The 17546-nt window shown below is 62.0% G+C and carries 12 protein-coding genes and 1 tRNA gene; 7 read left to right on the forward strand and 6 right to left on the reverse strand.

Features of this window, described 5'->3' with window-relative positions:
* The first annotated feature begins 2 nt into the window (after nucleotides 1–2).
* Nucleotides 3–1055, forward strand: a complete 1053-nt coding sequence (gene purM / locus H3S97_RS00885; RefSeq protein WP_198219367.1) for a phosphoribosylformylglycinamidine cyclo-ligase — start codon at nucleotides 3–5, stop codon at nucleotides 1053–1055.
* A gap of 15 nt (nucleotides 1056–1070) precedes the next feature.
* Nucleotides 1071–2342, forward strand: coding sequence for a phosphoribosylamine--glycine ligase (gene purD / locus H3S97_RS00890; RefSeq protein WP_198219368.1), 1272 nt, complete (start codon nucleotides 1071–1073; stop codon nucleotides 2340–2342).
* Here the strand turns inward: purD and H3S97_RS00895 are convergent.
* Nucleotides 2339–4486, reverse strand: a complete 2148-nt coding sequence (locus H3S97_RS00895; protein WP_198182704.1) for an LTA synthase family protein — start codon at nucleotides 4484–4486, stop codon at nucleotides 2339–2341. The two genes, purD and H3S97_RS00895, sit on opposite strands and share 4 nt — an antisense overlap.
* A 126-nt stretch (nucleotides 4487–4612) precedes the next feature.
* The gene (locus H3S97_RS00900) at nucleotides 4613–5533 is read right to left on the reverse strand and encodes a metal ABC transporter solute-binding protein, Zn/Mn family (protein ID WP_198182706.1); all 921 of its coding nucleotides are present in this window, start codon (nucleotides 5531–5533) and stop codon (nucleotides 4613–4615) included.
* 190 nt (nucleotides 5534–5723) lie between these two features.
* Between H3S97_RS00900 and H3S97_RS00905 the strand changes: the two genes are divergently transcribed.
* Nucleotides 5724–7088, forward strand: coding sequence for an alpha/beta hydrolase (locus H3S97_RS00905; protein WP_198182708.1), 1365 nt, complete (start codon nucleotides 5724–5726; stop codon nucleotides 7086–7088).
* Between the two features lie 54 nt (nucleotides 7089–7142).
* A complete protein-coding gene (locus H3S97_RS00910; RefSeq protein ID WP_198219369.1) occupies nucleotides 7143–9728 on the forward strand; it encodes a bifunctional lysylphosphatidylglycerol flippase/synthetase MprF in 2586 nt (861 codons plus the stop codon).
* On the opposite strand, the gene H3S97_RS00915 is transcribed toward H3S97_RS00910, so the two are convergent.
* The 3 genes from H3S97_RS00915 to purE form a co-directional block, all read right to left on the reverse strand.
* Nucleotides 9700–10143: a Fur family transcriptional regulator gene (locus H3S97_RS00915; protein WP_198177442.1), complete on the reverse strand. Its 444-nt coding sequence runs from the start codon at nucleotides 10141–10143 to the stop codon at nucleotides 9700–9702. The genes H3S97_RS00910 and H3S97_RS00915 overlap by 29 nt on opposite strands.
* A gap of 69 nt (nucleotides 10144–10212) precedes the next feature.
* Entirely contained in the window at nucleotides 10213–11379 is a 1167-nt protein-coding gene (gene purK / locus H3S97_RS00920) for a 5-(carboxyamino)imidazole ribonucleotide synthase (protein ID WP_198187350.1), read from the reverse strand.
* On the reverse strand, nucleotides 11363–11869 hold the full coding sequence (gene purE / locus H3S97_RS00925) for a 5-(carboxyamino)imidazole ribonucleotide mutase (RefSeq protein ID WP_198187351.1): 507 nt from the start codon (nucleotides 11867–11869) through the stop codon (nucleotides 11363–11365). Before purE ends, purK begins: the two co-directional genes overlap by 17 nt.
* Nucleotides 11870–12048: 179 nt before the next feature.
* On the opposite strand from purE, the gene H3S97_RS00930 reads away from it, so the two are divergent.
* The 3 genes from H3S97_RS00930 (at nucleotide 12049) to H3S97_RS00940 (ending at nucleotide 14832) form a co-directional block, all read left to right on the forward strand.
* On the forward strand, nucleotides 12049–13926 hold the full coding sequence (locus tag H3S97_RS00930) for a 1-deoxy-D-xylulose-5-phosphate synthase (RefSeq protein WP_198219370.1): 1878 nt from the start codon (nucleotides 12049–12051) through the stop codon (nucleotides 13924–13926).
* Between the two features lie 38 nt (nucleotides 13927–13964).
* Nucleotides 13965–14041, forward strand: a tRNA-Arg gene (locus H3S97_RS00935).
* A 221-nt stretch (nucleotides 14042–14262) separates the two neighbouring features.
* Nucleotides 14263–14832 carry a TM2 domain-containing protein gene (locus H3S97_RS00940; RefSeq protein WP_198219371.1) on the forward strand — a complete coding sequence of 190 codons (570 nt, stop codon included), beginning with the start codon at nucleotides 14263–14265 and terminating at the stop codon, nucleotides 14830–14832.
* A gap of 25 nt (nucleotides 14833–14857) precedes the next feature.
* On the opposite strand, the gene H3S97_RS00945 is transcribed toward H3S97_RS00940, so the two are convergent.
* Nucleotides 14858–17515, reverse strand: a complete 2658-nt coding sequence (locus tag H3S97_RS00945) for a multicopper oxidase domain-containing protein (RefSeq protein ID WP_232356201.1) — start codon at nucleotides 17513–17515, stop codon at nucleotides 14858–14860.
* Nucleotides 17516–17546: the final 31 nt, after the last annotated feature.

Genomic DNA, 17546 nt, shown 5'->3' on the forward strand with positions numbered 1-17546 from the left:
CCATGCCTAAGGCATATGAGCAAGCTGGGGTATCGGTGGAGGCCGGTTACGAACTGATCGACAGGATCCGCTCCCACACGGCCAGAACCCATAGGCCGGGCGCCGGTGACATCGGCGGCTTCGGCGGCGACTTCGACCTGTCTGCACTCAATTACAGCCACCCGGTCCTGGTCTCGGGCACCGACGGCGTGGGCACCAAGCTGATGGTGGCCCGGGAGGCCGGCCGCCATGACACCATCGGCCAGGACTGCGTGGCCATGTGCGTCAACGACATCATCGCCCAGGGGGCCGAGCCGCTGATCTTCCTGGACTACATCGCCTGCGGGCACAACGACCCGGCTCTGCTGGAGCAGGTGGTCAAGGGTGTGGCCGACGGCTGCGTCCAGGCCGGGGCCGCCCTGGTAGGCGGGGAGACCGCCGAGATGCCCGACATGTACCAGCCCGACGAGTACGACCTGGCCGGATTCACCGTGGGTGTGGTCGAACGGGAGTCCCTGGTGGATGGTTCGGCCATCAGAGAGGGCGACCAGCTGATCGGCCTGCCCTCCTCAGGAGTCCACTCCAACGGCTTCTCCCTGATTCGCCAGGTCCTTCTGGACCAGGGGGGCATGAAGCTGGAGGATCGGCCCTACCAGCTTGGCGGGCGAACCCTGGGTCAGGAACTGCTGACGCCCACCCGCATCTACGTCAAGGCCCTGCGCCCGCTCTTCGCCTCCGGTCTGCTCAGGGGTGCGGCGCACATCACCGGGGGCGGCTTCGTGGAGAAGGTGCCCAGGATTCTGCCCGAGGGTCTGGCTGCCAGCTTCGATCTGGATGCCTGGAAGGTGCCGCCCATCTTCACGATGATCGAGGAGATGGGCAGGGTCGACCATCTGGAGATGTACAACATCTTCAACATGGGCATTGGGATGGTCCTGGTCGTCTCCCCTGACCGGCTGGACCAGACCCGCGCAGTCCTGGATGAGGAGCAGGAGCCCTACGCCCTGATCGGTCGGGTGACAGGTGCTCAAAACGGCCAGCAGGTCATTCTTAACGAAGACGGTCGTCAGCAATAGCGAGAGGAGCCCATCATGGCGGACAAGGTACTGGTCATCGGATCGGGAGCCAGGGAGCACGTTATCGCCACCACCCTGCTGTCCGGGCCAGGAGTGGATCGGGTCTGGTGCGCCCCGGGCAACCCGGGCATGGAACCGGACGGTATCAGCCTGCTTCGAGAGGATCCCACACAACCCGAAAAACTGATCGCTGCCATACGCGAGTTGGGAATCGACTGGGTCTTCGTCGGGCCCGAGGCTCCTTTGACGGCTGGATTGGTCGACGAACTGCAGGCTGCCGGCATCCCCGCCTTTGGACCCAGCAAGGCTGCGGCCCGCATAGAGGGATCCAAGGGCTTTGCCAAGGACCTGATGCGCAGGCATGGAATCCCGACCGCTGATTATTCGGTCTTTCATGACTTGGACGGTGCCAAGTCCTATGTGCGCTCGCACGGAGCACCAGTGGTCATCAAGGCTGACGGGCTGGCTGCGGGCAAGGGTGTGACGGTGGCCACCGACCTTGACCAGGCCATGCAGGCCCTGGATGCCATCTTCATCGATCATAAGTTCGGGCAGGCCGGAGCCCAGGTGGTCATCGAGGATCAGCTGGTGGGCCAGGAGTGCTCGCTCATGTGCTTCGTCCGGGGCGAGCAGTTCTGGCCCATGCCCCTATCCCAGGACCACAAACCCGCCTATGACGGGGATCGTGGTCCCAACACCGGCGGCATGGGGGCCTACTCCCCTCTTCCGCAGTTCGGCCCGGAACTGACCCAAAAGGCCTTGGATACCATCGTTGCACCCACCGTCCATGCCCTAGCCCGGGAAGGCAGTCCCTTCACCGGGGTCCTGTACACGGGGTTGATGGTCACCGATCAAGGCCCTCAGGTCATCGAATTCAATGCACGATTGGGTGACCCGGAGACCGAGGTGGTGCTGCCTGCACTGACCAGCGACTTGGGCACGGCCATCCGCACACTGATGGAGGGCGGAGAGCCGCAATTCACCTGGGACGACTCCCACAGCCGCCTTGGAGTGGTCCTGGCAGCACAGGGCTATCCCGGCAACCCCAAGACCGGGGTGCCCGTGCCCTTGATTGCTCCAGAGCAGGACCTCAGAGCCTACTACGCCGGAGTGTCCGGCTCGGCTTCAACCGGTCTGACATCGTCCTCGGGCAGGACCGCCCTGGTGGTGGCCCAAGGCGACGACCTGGCCCAGGCAGCCCACCGGGTCTATTCCCGGCTGGACGGCTTGTCGATGCCCGGCCTCTTCTATCGGCACGACATCGGCCACCGCGGCCTGGAAGCCTAATTGGCCGAGCTGGTCGAGTCCTCGCTGTCCTTATCCTGGCTTTGCTCCTCCTGGCGGGCTTGTTCCTTGGCCTTCTGCCGGGCGGCATCCGAATGGCGGGTGGGCGTGGTGTTGAAGCCGGTCCCCTGCAGGTAGTGCTTGCCGGCCATGATGTCGTACTGGATCAGCTTGTAGTCGTTCAGGAGCTGCCGGGTGGCCTGGTCGAAGTCACGGGCGTTCATGGGCTGACCCTGGGCATCCAGATAGTTGGTCTGCCCTGCAGGGATCCTGTTCCAGTCCTGGATCTGGTTGGCCACCGGGGGTTCGATGGCACTGATCTTGTCGTGCAGCTCGGTCAGGAAGGCCGTGAAGGGAGAGACCTTGGTATCCATGTGTTCGGCCACCTGGGCCTGGAAGAAGTTGGGCGAGGAATAGGCGCTGTTGCTGACCTGTGTCCCCGATGCATCCGAGGCCTTGTTGGACCAGATGAAGTAGTCGGTCAGATGCAGGGCCAGGGAGTTGCGCTGGTCCGAACCGGCCGTGCCATAAATGCCGGGCAGATGATCCCCGTAGAAGACCACGGTGACCGGTTTGCTCTGGGAGTCCAGGCTGTTCAGGAAATCGGCAGTGGCCTGATCGGTCAGACTGACCCCCTTGGCGTAGGTGCGGATGGATTGCATCTCATCGTCGCCCAGGGGCATGTTGGGGTCAGAGGAGCTGACCGAGAAGTTGTTGTCGTCATACCAGTCGTTGTAGGGCATGTGGTTCTGCATGGTGATGACCTCGACGAACTGGTTGCCCTTGTCGTCGCCCATCTGCTCCAGGGCGGAATCGTAGGCGGAACGATCCCCCACATACTGGCTGCGGTCGATACGGTCCTGGTGGGCTATCTGGTCAGGGCCCGTCAGTGAGTAGAAGTGCGAGAAGCCGAACTTCTTGTAGTTCTCGGCCCTGGAGTACATGGAGGACTCATAGGGGTGGAAGGCCAGGGACTTGGACGGCGACCCCCAGGCCTGATTGACCGTGGGTATCCAGCTCAGGTGAGGGATGACCTGCTGATAGGGAGAGGTCAGCGAGGGATCGAAGTTGGCCATGGACAGGCCGGTCATGGCCTGGAACTCCAGATTGGCCGTGCCCCCGCCATAGCCGGAGGAGAGCATGAGCCCGCTGGTGGTGCCGTCCTTGATGGATCTGATATGGGGCATGGGGTCCTGGTTGAGTGCGACGCCCGGCACCCGCGTGGGATCCGAGAAGGACTCGGAGAGGATGTAGACCAGGCTCGACTCATTCATATAGGACTTGCGGTCACGGTTGATGCGGTCCGCCGAAAGCTGGTAGCGGTGGGCCAGAGACTGCATGGTGGCACGGCTGTATCCTGAGGGCTGGTCCATGACCTTGGGCCGCAGCTGCCGGGAGAAGGACACGAAGACCCCGTTGCGCTGGGCGTCATAGACCGAGTCCCACATGGAGGGTATGTCGCCCATGAACTGCGAGAAGCGGTAGGCGGGGCTGCCGTAGGTACCCACAGTGGACATGAAGAGCGCCACCACCAGGACCGGGACCAGGACCCCTGCCGTACGCAGCCCGGCTCCCAGAGGTTTGTTGCCGGTGGACACCGGACGACCGCGACGGGCATCCATCCGTGTCACCACCCAGCAGAGCAATCCGAGAATAATCAAAGCTACAACTCCCAGCCCGATCATGATCAGGGACCGGGCCGGCAGGAAGGAGACCAGGTTGGCCGCATCGGCATGGAGAAAGTCCAGATCGGAGGGCAGGACGGCCTCATACCGCGCACGCACCTTGAAACGCTCGATGATCGCAATGACCGCACAGATGGTCAGAATCAGGCCCGATGCCGCCCAGAAGCGATTGGTCAGGTAGGCCAGGGCCAGGTAGACCAGGCCTATAGCCAGCATGTTGAGCACCAGGACGAACCGACGCTGGGTCCACATGGCCGAGATGAAGCCCCAGAAGCCGATCAGCGAGTTGGACAGCTCTACGCGGGAACTGTTCAGGGAGACCCCCCACTGAAGGATGCCTACCGACAGGAAGTCAATCAGGATGAAGGCGAGCAGGTAGACCCACCCACGCACCCGAAGACGTCCGGTCATGTTCTGCATCCAGGATGTCCACCGGCCGGGCTGACGCTTACGATCCTTCACCGCTTACTCCTGACTTTGGCGACTGGGCCCCATGGGCCTTTACCGATACCTGTGCCATTGTTCCCATTAAGGACGACAAGCCCCGTGAAAACACCCCTTAGCGAACATAAAGAGCCAGCGGACCCATCAGGCCTTGGCACCAGGCACCTGCTGGACCAGGGCGCTGATCCAATCCTCCAGGTTCCTGTACTTGTTGGGGCGTTGCTCGCTGACCTCGAAGACCGGCACATGGGCCCTGTGGGCCTCAATGGCCAGCTCCTTGGAGGTTCGATTGACCTCCTGGGTGTTGAGCACCAGCATGTCCAACTGCCCTGATGTCAGCAGATGGCGGAAGGCCACCAGGTCCTCGGGCGAGGGTTCGCTCTCGTTGGCGGCTGCCCGCAGGTACCCCTCTGGGGTCAGGTCCTTCATCCCCAGATCATGACAGAGATAGTAGGCAGCCGATTCCGTGGCCGCATAGTGACGTCCCTGGGTCTGCTTGCGCGCATCGGCAATCAGATTGTCCAGCCGGGTCTGTCGAGCCTGCCAGTCCCGGTAGGCCTTGTCAAAGTCGGCCTCGCGGCCTGGACGCAGCTGCCGGTAAGCCTCATGCACGGCCTTGGCGGCCGCGCTCCTGCCCTGGGAGGAGAACCAGAGATGGGGGTTGTCGCCAGCCCTGCGCCCCGATGCCTTGGATACGTCCACCAACTTGGCCTGCCCGGTTTCGGCGGCCTTGGCAGCCCAGTCGTCGATGCCGGCCCCGTTGACTATGACCAGATCGGCACGGCTGATTCGGGCGATGTCGGCCGTTGTCGGCTCATAGTCATGGGCATCAGTCGAAGTGTTGCTCAGAATGGTGTCCACCCTGGCCTGATCGCCGCCCAGGTCCTCGGCCAAAGACTGCCACTGATTGATGCTGGCCACCACCTGCAGAGGTCCGGATCCGGAGGCGGATGGGGTCGATTCGCTCCTCCCGCAGCCTGTCAGACTGGTCAGCAGGGTCAGTCCGGCCAGGAGGGCGGCGACCAAGGTGCGGGTCCGGCGAATGCGTGGACTGCTGGGATACATGGATGAGGGTTCCTTCCTGGCGACGGCCTTGGGTCATTTGACAAGCCCTACGAGCGTTACTGAGATTGATTATCAATAAATCTACCATAGAACAACCCATGATCAGAAAGGTTGCCTATACAAATGGCAGTCATCCGCCTGGACACTCCCTATACTGAACTGCGGATACGTTTTGGCTGGAAGGAATTGCATGGGTACATGGCTGGCTAAGGTCCATCTGACCCAGGGATGGCTGCCCGCGACGCTGTTCACCCTGACGGCCCTGGCCCTGGCCCTGCTGGTGTTGACCGGACTGACCCATGGACGCTGGCGGACGCTGCTGAAACAGATCGCCATCGCCGTAGGCATAGGAGCCCTGGGACTTCTGGCCACCTGGCTGGTCTCCGACGTCTTCATGCTCTTCGGGGTTTCCCTGGGCTGGATGGTCATCATCACCGTGGCCTTGGGCTTCCTGGCCGTGGGGTTCACCGTATGCATCCTCATCACTGCACATGGATGGCGGCGGCTCCTGGCAGCCCTGAGCGTCCTGCTCTGTCTGCTGTCCACCGGCCTGCGGGTGGATATCATCTACGGAGAGTTCACCACTCTGGGATCCCTGTTCGATGTCACTCTCTATCCCGACTACGGGAGCCATCAGGCAGCCAGACCGGCTATGAGTGTGGCCCAGTGGCGTGCCCGTGCCTCCCGGGGCAACCTGCCGACCTATCCCCGCACCGGCCGCTCCTACAGCGTGCACATCCCCAATGACAGCTCACGTTTCCTGGCACGTCCAGCCGATATTTACCTACCGCCCGCTGCGTTGAGCAAGAAGCCTCCTGCCCTGCCCGTCTTCGTCCTTCTGGCCGGTCAACCCGGCAGCCCCGACCGGCTCTTCACCGCCGGGTCCATCCCCGCCATGATGGATGCCTATGCGGCCGAACACGATGGACTGGCTCCAGTGGTGGTCTCCCCCGACCAGAACGGGTCCTCCTTCCACAACAGCCTGTGCGTAGACTCCCCTGTCTATGGAAAGGCCGAAACCTATTTGAGCCGTGACGTGCCCACGTGGATCCGGGCCAACCTGCCGGTCGACAGCAAACCCCAGCTCTGGGCCATCGGAGGATTCTCCCAGGGAGGGACCTGCTCCACTCAGCTGGGTGCGCGGCATCCCGACGTCTACGGGAACATGCTACCGGCCGACGGGGAGCTGGAGCCGACCCAGGGTCGGCAGGACCAGATGATCCAGGACTACTTCGGCGGCGACCGGAAACGCTTCCTGGCCCAGGTTCCCGCCAAAGCCATCATGGATCGGGCGCCATCGAGCCAGCGGCTATTCACTGCCGCTGGTTCCAACGACAAGGAGTCCCAACATAATATGATGGTCATCGCCAAGGCCGCCGACCAGGCAGGCATGAGTGTGGAGGCCGTCATAGCCCAAGGGTCGGGCCATGACTGGCACACGGTCAAGACCGCCTGGAAGCCCGGACTGGAATGGCTGGGCGAAGCCATGGGTCTTGGGCCAATATCCCAACCAATCCAGGACTTTCCGGATATTGTTGAGATGAACATCAGCTGAAGCGCCGATACAGCAGATCAATAGAGATCATCAGCAGAAAGAGCCGCCGCAATCATGCAGACAACGAATAAGGGATCCAGACTGATGGAGCCTTCAGCCAAGAGCGTCTTGCTGACAGACCTGGCACGATGGGTCAGACGCCACGCCCTTGCACTGGCCTTCAGCCTCGGACTGATCCTGCTCAACCTGATCAGCTGGCTGCTGATCTGGCTGCTGCGCATCCCCGGCAGAAACCGGCTGGGCATGCCCCTGTCCGATTTGATCATTCGTCGGGCCTCCCGGCCCTTCCATGGACAGGGTCGCCCCCCGCTCTTGGTCCAGTTTGCACGCCTACTGGTGTCCTTGGTCATCACCCCCGGTCCCCTGCCGCTGGCTATCGACGTTGCCCTGGTGCTGGTAATGCTATGCATCGCCGAAACCAGGCTGGGGCGCAGGCGCACCGTGCTGGCAGCGGTCATCAGCGCTATAGGCGGCGCGGCGGTCGGTCTGATCATCTGCTGGCTGATCAACGCCCTCCAGAATCATTGGGCCTGGTTCATCAGAGTGCCCATGTCGCTCAGCCCCATCATCCTGGTGGTCGGTTCCCTGATGGCATCCATTCCCTTCAGCGACTTCCTCTGGCGACGCAGGATTGCCACCATCGGTTACACAGCCTTGATCCTTATGGTGCTCTACACCGGCAATCCGGGCTCCTATTGCGCCCTGGCGGCCGCGCTGATCGGGCACCTGACCGGGCACCTCTGGCACGGGCCAGTCCAGGATGCCAACCCGCATGGCCATAGCGGATCCTACGAGACCCGCCACCTGCTGGGAGCGGTCGCCACGGTTCTGGCTCTCGGCCCCCTGGTCACCGTTTCCTCCCGCATTCGCGCCGGCTTCCTGACTCCCTTGGGTACATTCATGGGCTCCAATACAGGCGGAAGCGCTGCACTGTCTCGCTGCCTTGCGGAAAACAACCAGGTCAGCTGCTACGCCCACTACGGCCTGGTCGCCGGCCATGCCCCCACTGGCATCTCCGCCCTGATCATGCCCACCCTCGTTATGCTGGTTGCGGCTTGGGGCATCTACCATGGCCGACGGGTCGCCGCTGTCACCGGTGTGGTCCTCAACGCTTTGACCGTCGTCATGGCCCTGCTCTATTTCCTGGTATTCCCACTGACCATCGGCGAAGGCCTGCCCCAGGCCATCCGTCACGGCGCCCTGCCCTCCCTGCTGATCATCACCCTGCCGCCGCTGATTCTCAGCTGGTTCCTGGTGCGCAACCTGGGCATCTTCCTGGTCCGGACCAAGACCTCACGTCTGCAACTGGGCTGGGCGGCCATCGTCCTGGCCTTCCTGGCCACCGCCATGGGCTACATGGCCTTCACCGCCATCAGTCCGGGCTCCTTCAATCCACGGCCCACCACTAGCAGGGCACTCTCCCAGCTGCCCGGGCTCTATCTGCCCAATGGAGTGGCTTCACGTTTCCTTCCAACACTGGTGCCGCGCACTCCCACAGGCAGACTAGTCAGCCACGGTATAGGACTGATCTTCTGGCTGGTGGTCCTGGTGGTCCTACTCTCCTGGATGCGCAGCTCGGTCATCCAGAACGGCAGCGAACGCCAGGAGGCCGACAAGCTGGTCGAATACGGCGGTGAAAGCATGTCCTTCATGACCACCTGGGAGGGCAACAGCTACTGGTTCTCCCCCAGCGGCCACTCCGGCATAGCCTACCGGCTTTTGCACGGCATAGCCCTGACCACCACTGGCCCATTCGGCGACCCTGATGAATATGCGGACGACCTGGACGAATTCACGCGTTTCTGCACCGCACACTCCTGGTCACCGGTCTTCTACAGCATCCACAAGCCCCAACGTGATCTGCTTGCCGCACGCGGCTGGTCCACCCTGACGGTCGGCACGGAGATGGTTGTCACCCCCAGCCTCTGGCAGACCAAGGGCAAAAAGTGGCAGGACATTCGCACAGCCATCAACAAGGCCAAGCGTGACAACATCACCGACTTGCTGACCACCTTCAACGACGCGTCTTGGGACGTCCAGTCGCAGATCGTGGACATCTCCGAGCAGTGGGCCGAACTCAAGGCGCTGCCTGAGATGAAGTTCACCCTGGGCGGCCTGGATGAGCTGAGGGACCCGCGCATGGCCATCCTCTACGCCGTGGACGACCAGGGCAAGGTGCTGGCCGTGACCAGCTGGATGCCCACCTACCGCCAGGGCCAGGTGATCGGCTGGACCCTGGACTTCATGCGGCACAGGACCGACAGCCCCAATGGAATCATGGAGTTCCTGATTGCGCGGATGGCCGAACGGCTGCGCGACCAGGGCACGGCGGAATTCATGAGCCTGTCGGCCGCTCCCTTGGCCGGCATGGACAGCAGTGAAGATCGGACCGCCTTCCTGCAGCATGCCCTGCATCTGGTGGCCGACCTGATGGAACCGGCCTACGGCTTCCGTTCCCTCTTCTTCTTCAAGAAGAAGTTCCAGCCCAGTGAGCACCCGGTCTATATCTGCTACCCCGACCCGGCCCAGCTGGCCCAGATCGGACTGGCCGTGGTCCAGGCCTACCTGCCCAATCTCAAGGCTTCGCAGGCCTGGGATGCCATCAAGACCATCATGCCCAAGGGCCGGGAGGATCGCTGACGTCTGTCTGACCGGAGCGGCCCCGACAACTGCTGCACAGGCCGTAGACCTCCAAGGTGTGCGAGGAGACCGTAAAACCATGTTCAGCCGCCACGTCCTTCAGCCAGCCATCGTCCGGCGGGCTGATCTCCACAGTCCTGCCGCAGCGTTCACAGACCAGATGATGGTGGTGCCTCCGCTGGGCCAGGCAGACCCTGTACAGGCGAATGCCTCCATGCTCAATGCAGTCCAGGCTGCCGGACATATGCAGGGACCCCAGCTGACGATAGACCGTGGCCAAGCCGATTCGCTGGCCTGAATCGCGAAGGAGCCTGTGCAGCTCCTTGGCTGAGACGAAGTCGTTCTGGGCCTGAAGAACCCTCCAGATGGCGTTCTTCTGCCGCGTCCGGCGACCGACGGATGAGCCAGCGTTCATGATTAGACACACTCCTTGGGCTCCACCAAGCCTACATCCGGATTGCCGTAACAGATGTGAGGATTCGGTTCAGTCCAGGTCGGACCAGCAGCCTGTGGCCTCCAGATCCTTGGCTGTCTGCTCGAGATCGTCGGTCAGCACGGTCAGATGCCCCATCTTGCGGTCGGTGCGCACTTCAGCCTTGCCGTAATCATGCAGGAACCATTCGGGATGCTCACCAAGCAACCTTCTGACCGGTGCCACATGCTGGCCCAGAACATTGACCATGACCGCGGGGCTGAGCAGGCGGGGATTGGGCAGGGGCCACCCGGCGATGCCCCGGACATGGGCATCGAACTGGTCCATGGAACAGGCCTCGATGGTGTAGTGACCGGAGTTATGGGGACGCGGGGCCAATTCGTTGACCACAAGACCGCCATCGGGCATGACAAAGAGCTCGAGGGCCAAAGTCCCGGCCAGCTTGAAGCCGTCAGCCAGGGTCAGGGCCATGTCACGCGCCCGGTCGGCCATCCCAGGCTCGACCTGGGCTGGCGCCAGAGTCATGTGCAGGATGTTGTGACGGTGCTCGTTGCGCACCATGGGGAAGGTGACATAGTCCTTCCCGTTGCCTGAGACCAATATGGAGGCCTCGAAGGCGAAGTCCACGAACCCTTCCAGCACGGAGGGCGGGAGGTCCCGGCCCTTCATCCGCGCCTGCAGGGCCTGAAGATCCTCCTTCGTGCGCAGGACCGCCTGACCGTGGCCGTCATAGCCGCCGGTTCGCGTCTTGAGCACAGCGGGCATTCCCAGCTCTTTCAGGGCCGAGTCAAGCTGTTCAAGACTGTCAACCTGCTTCCAAGGGGCGGTATCGATGCCATGGCGGTTGATGAAGGTCTTCTCGTGGACACGGTCCTGCGTGACCCTGAGCAGGTCGGTTCCCTGGGGGATGGCCACACGGTCCCTCACCTGATCCAGCGCATCGGCATCCACATTTTCGAATTCGTAGGTGAGCACATCGCTGCGGTCGGCAAGCCTTTTGATAGCGTCGAGATCATCATAGTCGGCCGTCTCCTGGAAGTCGGCCACCTGGGCTGCGGGAGCATCGGGTGTGGGGTCCAGCACACCGATACGGAATCCGTGGTAGCGGGCGCTCAGGGCCATCATCCGTCCCAGCTGGCCGCCACCCACGATACCGATGACGGACCCCGGCTCCAGGTGGTCGATTCTTCCCTTGGTCTCCTCAGACAAGCTTGGCATTGGAAGCCTCCACGGATCGGGCCAGCTCGGCACGGTAGTCATCCAGGGCCTGAGCCAGCCTCGGATCATTGATGGAGAGAATCGAAGCCGCCAGCAGACCGGCGTTGGCAGCCCCGGATGCTCCTATGGCCGTGGTCGCCACAGGAATACCGGCAGGCATCTGCACAATGGACAGGAGTGAATCAACCCCGCTCAAGGCGTGGGACTTCACGGGCACCCCAATGACCGGCAGCGTGGTCTGGGCCGCCACCATGCCCGGCAGATGGGCTGCCCCACCGGCCCCGGCAATGATGACCTTTATGCCCTGGCTCCGGGCCTGATGCGCGAACTCCGCCATGCGCCCAGGTGTGCGATGGGCGGAGATGACCTCCTTGGTGTAGACGATAGCGAACCGGTCCAGCATCCGACAGGCTTCCTTCATCGTCTCCCAGTCGCTCGATGATCCCATGATCACTGCGACGCGTGCCCCTTCATGTGTATTGTCAGCCATTGGCCCTCCAATGTTCATGCACATTCGATACTACGCAAGACCGGGGAGAAGCCAGCCAATCGTGACGGTCCTATGGATGTAAGGGCCGGGCCTGGTGAACATCGGGCTTTCAGCGGCTCCGAACCCCCGTGCCAGACCTAGAATCATTGGATTGCATTACAGAAACCGACAGGAGGGTTATGGGCAAGCTTCTGGACAGCATCGACTCCCCACAGGATCTGAAGGTTCTCTCCCTGGAAGAGCTGAATCAACTGGCCGACGAGATCCGTCAGCTGCTGATCCGCTTCTGTCGACGTCACGGCGGCCACCTGGGCTCCAACCTGGCCACAATCGAGCCCATCATCGCCCTGCACTACGTCTTCGACATGCCCCATGATCATCTGATCTTCGACGTCTCCCATCAGGCCTACACCCACAAGATTCTGACCGGTCGGCGCCGGGCCTACACGGACCCTGGGTCTCAGGAGGATCTGTCCGGATTCACCTCGCCCAAGGAGAGCCCCTACGACGACTTCATGCTGGGGCACACCGGCACCTCCATCGGCCTGGCCTGCGGAATGGCGGCCCAGCGGAATGCGACCGGCGGCAAGGACAACATCATCGCCTTCATCGGGGATGGTTCACTGAGCAGCGGGTCGGCTTTCGAGGGGCTGGACTGGGCTGCAGAACAGGGTGGCAACCTGATTATCGTGGTCAATGACAACGAAATGTCCATCGCCGAGAACCACGGGGGGCTCTACAGGAGCCTGGCCGCCCTGCGTGCCAGTGGGGGACGCAGTTCAGACAATCCCTTCCGCGCCCTTGGACTGGACTACCGATACGTGGAAAAGGGCAACCGGATCGAGGATCTGATAGAGGCCTTCCGTCAGGTCAAGGACACCGATCATCCGGTGGTGGTCCATATCCACACCCGCAAGGGCCTGGGGCTTGGGCAGGGCAGTCAGGGGCAGATCGGCCCGATTTCCATGGCCCAGGGCGATGGGCAAACAGCCCATATGACTTCCCTGCCGGATTTGCCCGCCGAAGGTCCGGTGGAGGCCAACCACTGGCAGGACGGCTTGGACTCCGTGGACCGTCTGCCCAACTCGCGAAAGACCTACGGAAGAATGGCCATGCAGGCCTTGGAGGCCAGATTCCCGCAAGAGCCGGGCCTGGTAGTCATCTCCCCCGCCACGCCGCTGTCCAACGGCATCGATCCCGACTTCCGCCGGCGGGCCGGAAACCACTACCGGGACGTGGGCATCGCCGAATCCCATGCGATAGCCTACGCTGCGGGCATCGCCAAGGCTGGAGGCACGCCTGTAGTCGCCACCTCAGCCACCTTCTTTCAGAGGGCCTACGACCAGATCGAGCAGGAAATGGCCTTGAACGGCAGCGCGGTGACCCTACTGGTTTTCTCAACCGGCGTCGCCAAAACCGATGCCACGCATTCAGGCACGGCAGACATGGTCATGATGCGAGGCATCCCCGGGCTGGTCTGCCTGGCTCCGACCAGCGGAGCCGAGTTCCTGGACATGCTGGCCTGGGCCACGGGTCCGGCCCGGCGTCCGATAGTCATCAGGGTGCCCGGCGAGCGCACGCTGGCGACGGAACGCGCAGGCAAGCCAATAGCAACCTCCGATCCCACGACCGGAGGCGAGCCTTGGGATCGTTACCGCATCCTGCAACAAGGCAGGACAGTAGCCCTGCTGGCTCTCGGCGATGCCCTGCCCCTGGGTCGTGACCTGGCTGATTCCCTGGAGGCATCCATGGAGCTAAAGCCCACACTGGTGGATCCCCATCGCTATGACCGCTTGGATGAGCAGACCCTGGAGGCCCTGGCCAGCACCCACTCCCTGGTGGTCACCATCGAGGACGGCCAGCTGGACGGCGGCTGGGGCCAAGCGGTGGCTGCCTACTACGGACCTAGTCAGATTCGCACCCTGGCCTTCGGAGCGGCCAAGGAGTTCAACGACCGGGTTCCCAAGGCCACCCTGCTGGAACGGTATGACATGACCGTTCCTGCAATGACTCGAGCCATATCGGATGCCCTTGCCGACCGGGCTTCATGGATCTGACCCGCCGGTGGACCCAGGCGGGTACAATGAAAGGGTTTGGCCCCGTAGCTCAGCTGGATAGAGCAACTGACTTCTAATCTGTAGGTCGAGAGTTCGAATCTCTCCGGGGTCACCAATCGCACTCCCTGCTTCTGCCCAAGGAGCAAGGATTCTTCGTGTCTTTCTTCATATCGCCATAGCATCATGTGTCACCCATGGACAACCCACGACAATTGCGGTGACAGAGGCAATATGGACAAGCCTGAACGGTTTTCAGTGCCAGGCCCTCCCCTTAATCAAGCCCTCTCGGAGATATAATGATACATTCCCACGATGGCATCCACAGGAAAGGCAACCATGAACGATTGGCATAAACCAACAGATCAGCAAGCAGGCGACAACCAAGACCCGGCTCAGGAAAACAATAATGACTCTGGCCACAAGGGATACAGCCAGGAGCCTGCCAACAACAACTACGAGTCCGCTTCCCAACAAGGGAATCCCTCGACAGCTGCCGATGGCTACCCTGATGCGGATCAGTCCTGGCAGGCTTCAAACGCCCAGGGAGGTCCACAGGATCCCTATGGCCAAACCGCATATACTCCTCAATCCAGCGGCACCAGCGGACCGGTCCAAATTCAGCCTTGGCAGCTTCAGACACAATATGTCAGCGGACCCGGCATGTCGAACAAGTCGAAGGTCACGGCGGCCATTCTGGCTTTCTTCCTGGGCGGCTTCGGCATACACAACTTTTATCTGGGTAAGACCGGGCGTGGGGTCGCACAGTTGCTGATCACCATCTTCGTGCTCTTCGTCGGCCCTCTCATCTCCTCGGTCTGGGCCATCGTTGAAGGAGCACAGATTCTTGGCTCACATCCAGGTTCGCCTTACCACATGGACGGCAAGGGACTCCAGCTGCAGGATTGAAGACGACAGACGTCGTGTAATCGCGTCACGACACCCGAAGAATGCCATGCGCGCCTTTTTCGGCCAGGCTCATGACGTGATTGACTATGGAATAGTCGCCCGGCTGATCGACCTTGAGCTCGACAAATCCGCCTTGGGCCGGCAGCAGAGGAAGGACCTGCGCTCCGGCCGATGAAGCACCGGCGGAATTCGCACCTGTGCCTCCGCCAATCAGGTAGCGGCCCTCGGTCCAGACCGCCTCGAACTGGGTTCCCACGATATGGAAGGACAGCGGCTGGTTGGGTCCGGCATCCAGGACCCAGATGCGGACCCTTTGCCCCTTCTCCAGCTTGAGGGGGTGGGCGTCATATTGAAAGGCCCGTCCGTTGAAGGTCATGATATCCGGATTCATGGCCGCCACTTTTTCAGCATCGGCTGTCCCTCCATTGGGCCCCAGATAGATTTCGGACTGGACCAGAACATACTCCGCATTCACCGGTGGCAGGGTGCCGTCATCGACAACCACGGCCCCGTACATGCCGTTGGCTATATGGTTTGACATGGGGTCGCTGCTGCAGTGGTACATCCAAATGCCGGCCCGATCAGCGGTGAAGGTGTACAGGAGCTCCTTGCCTGGCTCTATGTTGCGCATCATGGTCTGCGGAACGGCCGGACCGGCATGAAAATCAATGGAATGACTCATGCTTCCCTTGTTTCTGATGGTTACTTCAAAGGTGTCTCCCACCCGGCCTCTGAGCACCGGACCCTGAGCCAGGGGCCGTGACCCCTTATCCCGTGGATCGCCCGCGTCGTCGAAGCTCCAGACCGTGCGCTCAAGCCCTGCCGCCACCTGCTCCTTGCGCTCTTTGACCTCCAAAGTGTACTTTCTTGTTCCAGCCTTCCCCTGATCATTCAAGGGTGGAAGAGCCGCCATGGCAGGATCGCTCTTCTCGGCCTGCGACTTGAGCTTGGCGGGTGATGGGACATGGCTTGGCGCCGCCTTCCCTAGAGAGGACTGACCTTGCTCGGCAACAGTTCCGCCCTGTGTTTCGACCTTGAGCTCCATGCCCATCTGGCGGTGTCCTGCCAAGGAGCACCAGCCCAGTGTGTCGCCCCCCAGGACTCCGACATCGACCGAGACGCTCTGGCCCACCGGAACCGACCCTGTGCTCTTGCCATTGGCGAAAACCAAGTCATGCCGCTGATCTCCGGTGTTTTGGAAATCCACAACCAGCCGGTCGCCTGCCTTGATGGTGATGACATCCGGCACAAAAGCCATCCCCTTTACCTTGATTGAAGCTCTGCTGGTGTGACCCGTCGGCTGGACGCTCTTCGACGATGCCTCCTGAATGCCTCCGGCACTGGGCGCCGCCCCGACCGAGACGGCCAGCGTCGGCCGCAACGCCATCAAAACAACGGCGGCCACCAGGACCAGCACTGTAGCCGAGGTGGCAATCAGGTCCATCAGCAGGGCCAGGGTCCCAACATGTTCGGCTTGTGAATCCTCTGGCTGGCGCCGACGGTAGCGCTTGGATGCCAGGACCTGCTTGCCACGAGCAGCCAGGTAGACCACGGTCAGCATCATGGAGAGGATTCCCAGGACATTCAGCAGGTTCCCCGCCTTCCACAAGGGCGTATAGAGCCGGATGGCTCCCAGGAGCCTGATTAGCAAGCCAACCTGCATAAGCGCCCAGGCACCCCAAAGGAGCGGATGAAATGGCAGAGGCCTGCGAATGACGGAGGGGACGATCATGCAGACATGGGCGATGACCATGGTCATGATAAATCCCACAGCCAGCGCGTGCAGTGCCATGTCGCCCCAGTAGGTGCTGGAATCCAGGGGTGCCAACATCCAGATGAGGGCAGCCAGAAGTCCCCAGGCGTAGGCCGATAGCATGCAGGTACCCATGAATCCTGGCAGGCCGCCATGACGGAAGGTGCCCTTGGCTACGTCGTGACTGGCCATGACCAGGAGGAGCAGACCCAGGGACAGCCCCAGAAGCGGATAGCCGACCGAAGGCGCCATGGCTTGGACCGGCAGCATCAGGACCGCCAGGAGGCTGAGTCCCAGAATCCCCGATTCAAGACGGACATCCGAAAAGACCGCCCTGGCCAGTTCCACCCGCTCACCGACGATGGTCAGAACCAGAAAGAAGAGCCAGGTCGGAGCCAGAACCGCGGCGTCCAATCCTGCAACCCAGCCAGCGGCCCCGACCAGACCAACCAGGGATCCGAGAACCTGTATGAGCACCTCCGCAGAAGGCTGCCGACGCCAGATGGCCAAGTACATGGCTGTCAGGACCAACATGGACAAAGTCCACGGAATGCCGCCAAAAAACTCCACTCTGACCCATGCCGGGGCAGCAGCGGGGCTCGAAACCATCAGCGACAGCAGGCAGAGCAAAGACCCCAGCAGACCCGAGGCAGGAGCGAGAAATCCCCATGTAGGTTTGCTGGATCCCCCGCTGCGGTAGGCCACTGCCCTTTCAAGACCAATGGCAGCGCCCAAAAACCCATAGACCATGAGCCCGCCGTGCAGATCAGCCAGGGGTACCTTGCCTGAGGGATGGATCAGATCCGCGCGGATCAGCGCAGCAACAAGGCCAAGCATCGCAGCCAGGCCTGCGCCGATGAGGAGGACCATCCTGGACCTGGGCAAGGCCGTCCTGCCGCCGGACTTGCGCATCTTCGGGTCATTGTGCATGGGTCTGTCCGCCTTGTCCTGGTTTGATAAT

It is taken from the genome of Bifidobacterium choladohabitans, assembly GCF_016102005.1.
Taxonomy (GTDB): domain Bacteria; phylum Actinomycetota; class Actinomycetes; order Actinomycetales; family Bifidobacteriaceae; genus Bombiscardovia; species Bombiscardovia choladohabitans.

Excerpts from the sequence above, each read along its gene's own strand:
- purE (WP_198187351.1), bottom strand. The coding sequence starts at position 11,869 with ATGGCTGACAATACACATGAAGGGGCACGCGTCGCAGTGATCATGGGA.
- H3S97_RS00900 (WP_198182706.1), bottom strand. The coding sequence starts at position 5,533 with ATGTATCCCAGCAGTCCACGCATTCGCCGGACCCGCACCTTGGTCGCC.
- H3S97_RS00940 (WP_198219371.1), top strand. The coding sequence starts at position 14,263 with ATGAACGATTGGCATAAACCAACAGATCAGCAAGCAGGCGACAACCAA.
- purD (WP_198219368.1), top strand. The coding sequence starts at position 1,071 with ATGGCGGACAAGGTACTGGTCATCGGATCGGGAGCCAGGGAGCACGTT.
- H3S97_RS00905 (WP_198182708.1), top strand. The coding sequence starts at position 5,724 with ATGGGTACATGGCTGGCTAAGGTCCATCTGACCCAGGGATGGCTGCCC.
- H3S97_RS00945 (WP_232356201.1), bottom strand. The coding sequence starts at position 17,515 with ATGCACAATGACCCGAAGATGCGCAAGTCCGGCGGCAGGACGGCCTTG.
- purK (WP_198187350.1), bottom strand. The coding sequence starts at position 11,379 with ATGCCAAGCTTGTCTGAGGAGACCAAGGGAAGAATCGACCACCTGGAG.
- H3S97_RS00915 (WP_198177442.1), bottom strand. The coding sequence starts at position 10,143 with ATGAACGCTGGCTCATCCGTCGGTCGCCGGACGCGGCAGAAGAACGCC.
- purM (WP_198219367.1), top strand. The coding sequence starts at position 3 with ATGCCTAAGGCATATGAGCAAGCTGGGGTATCGGTGGAGGCCGGTTAC.
- H3S97_RS00930 (WP_198219370.1), top strand. The coding sequence starts at position 12,049 with ATGGGCAAGCTTCTGGACAGCATCGACTCCCCACAGGATCTGAAGGTT.
- H3S97_RS00910 (WP_198219369.1), top strand. The coding sequence starts at position 7,143 with ATGCAGACAACGAATAAGGGATCCAGACTGATGGAGCCTTCAGCCAAG.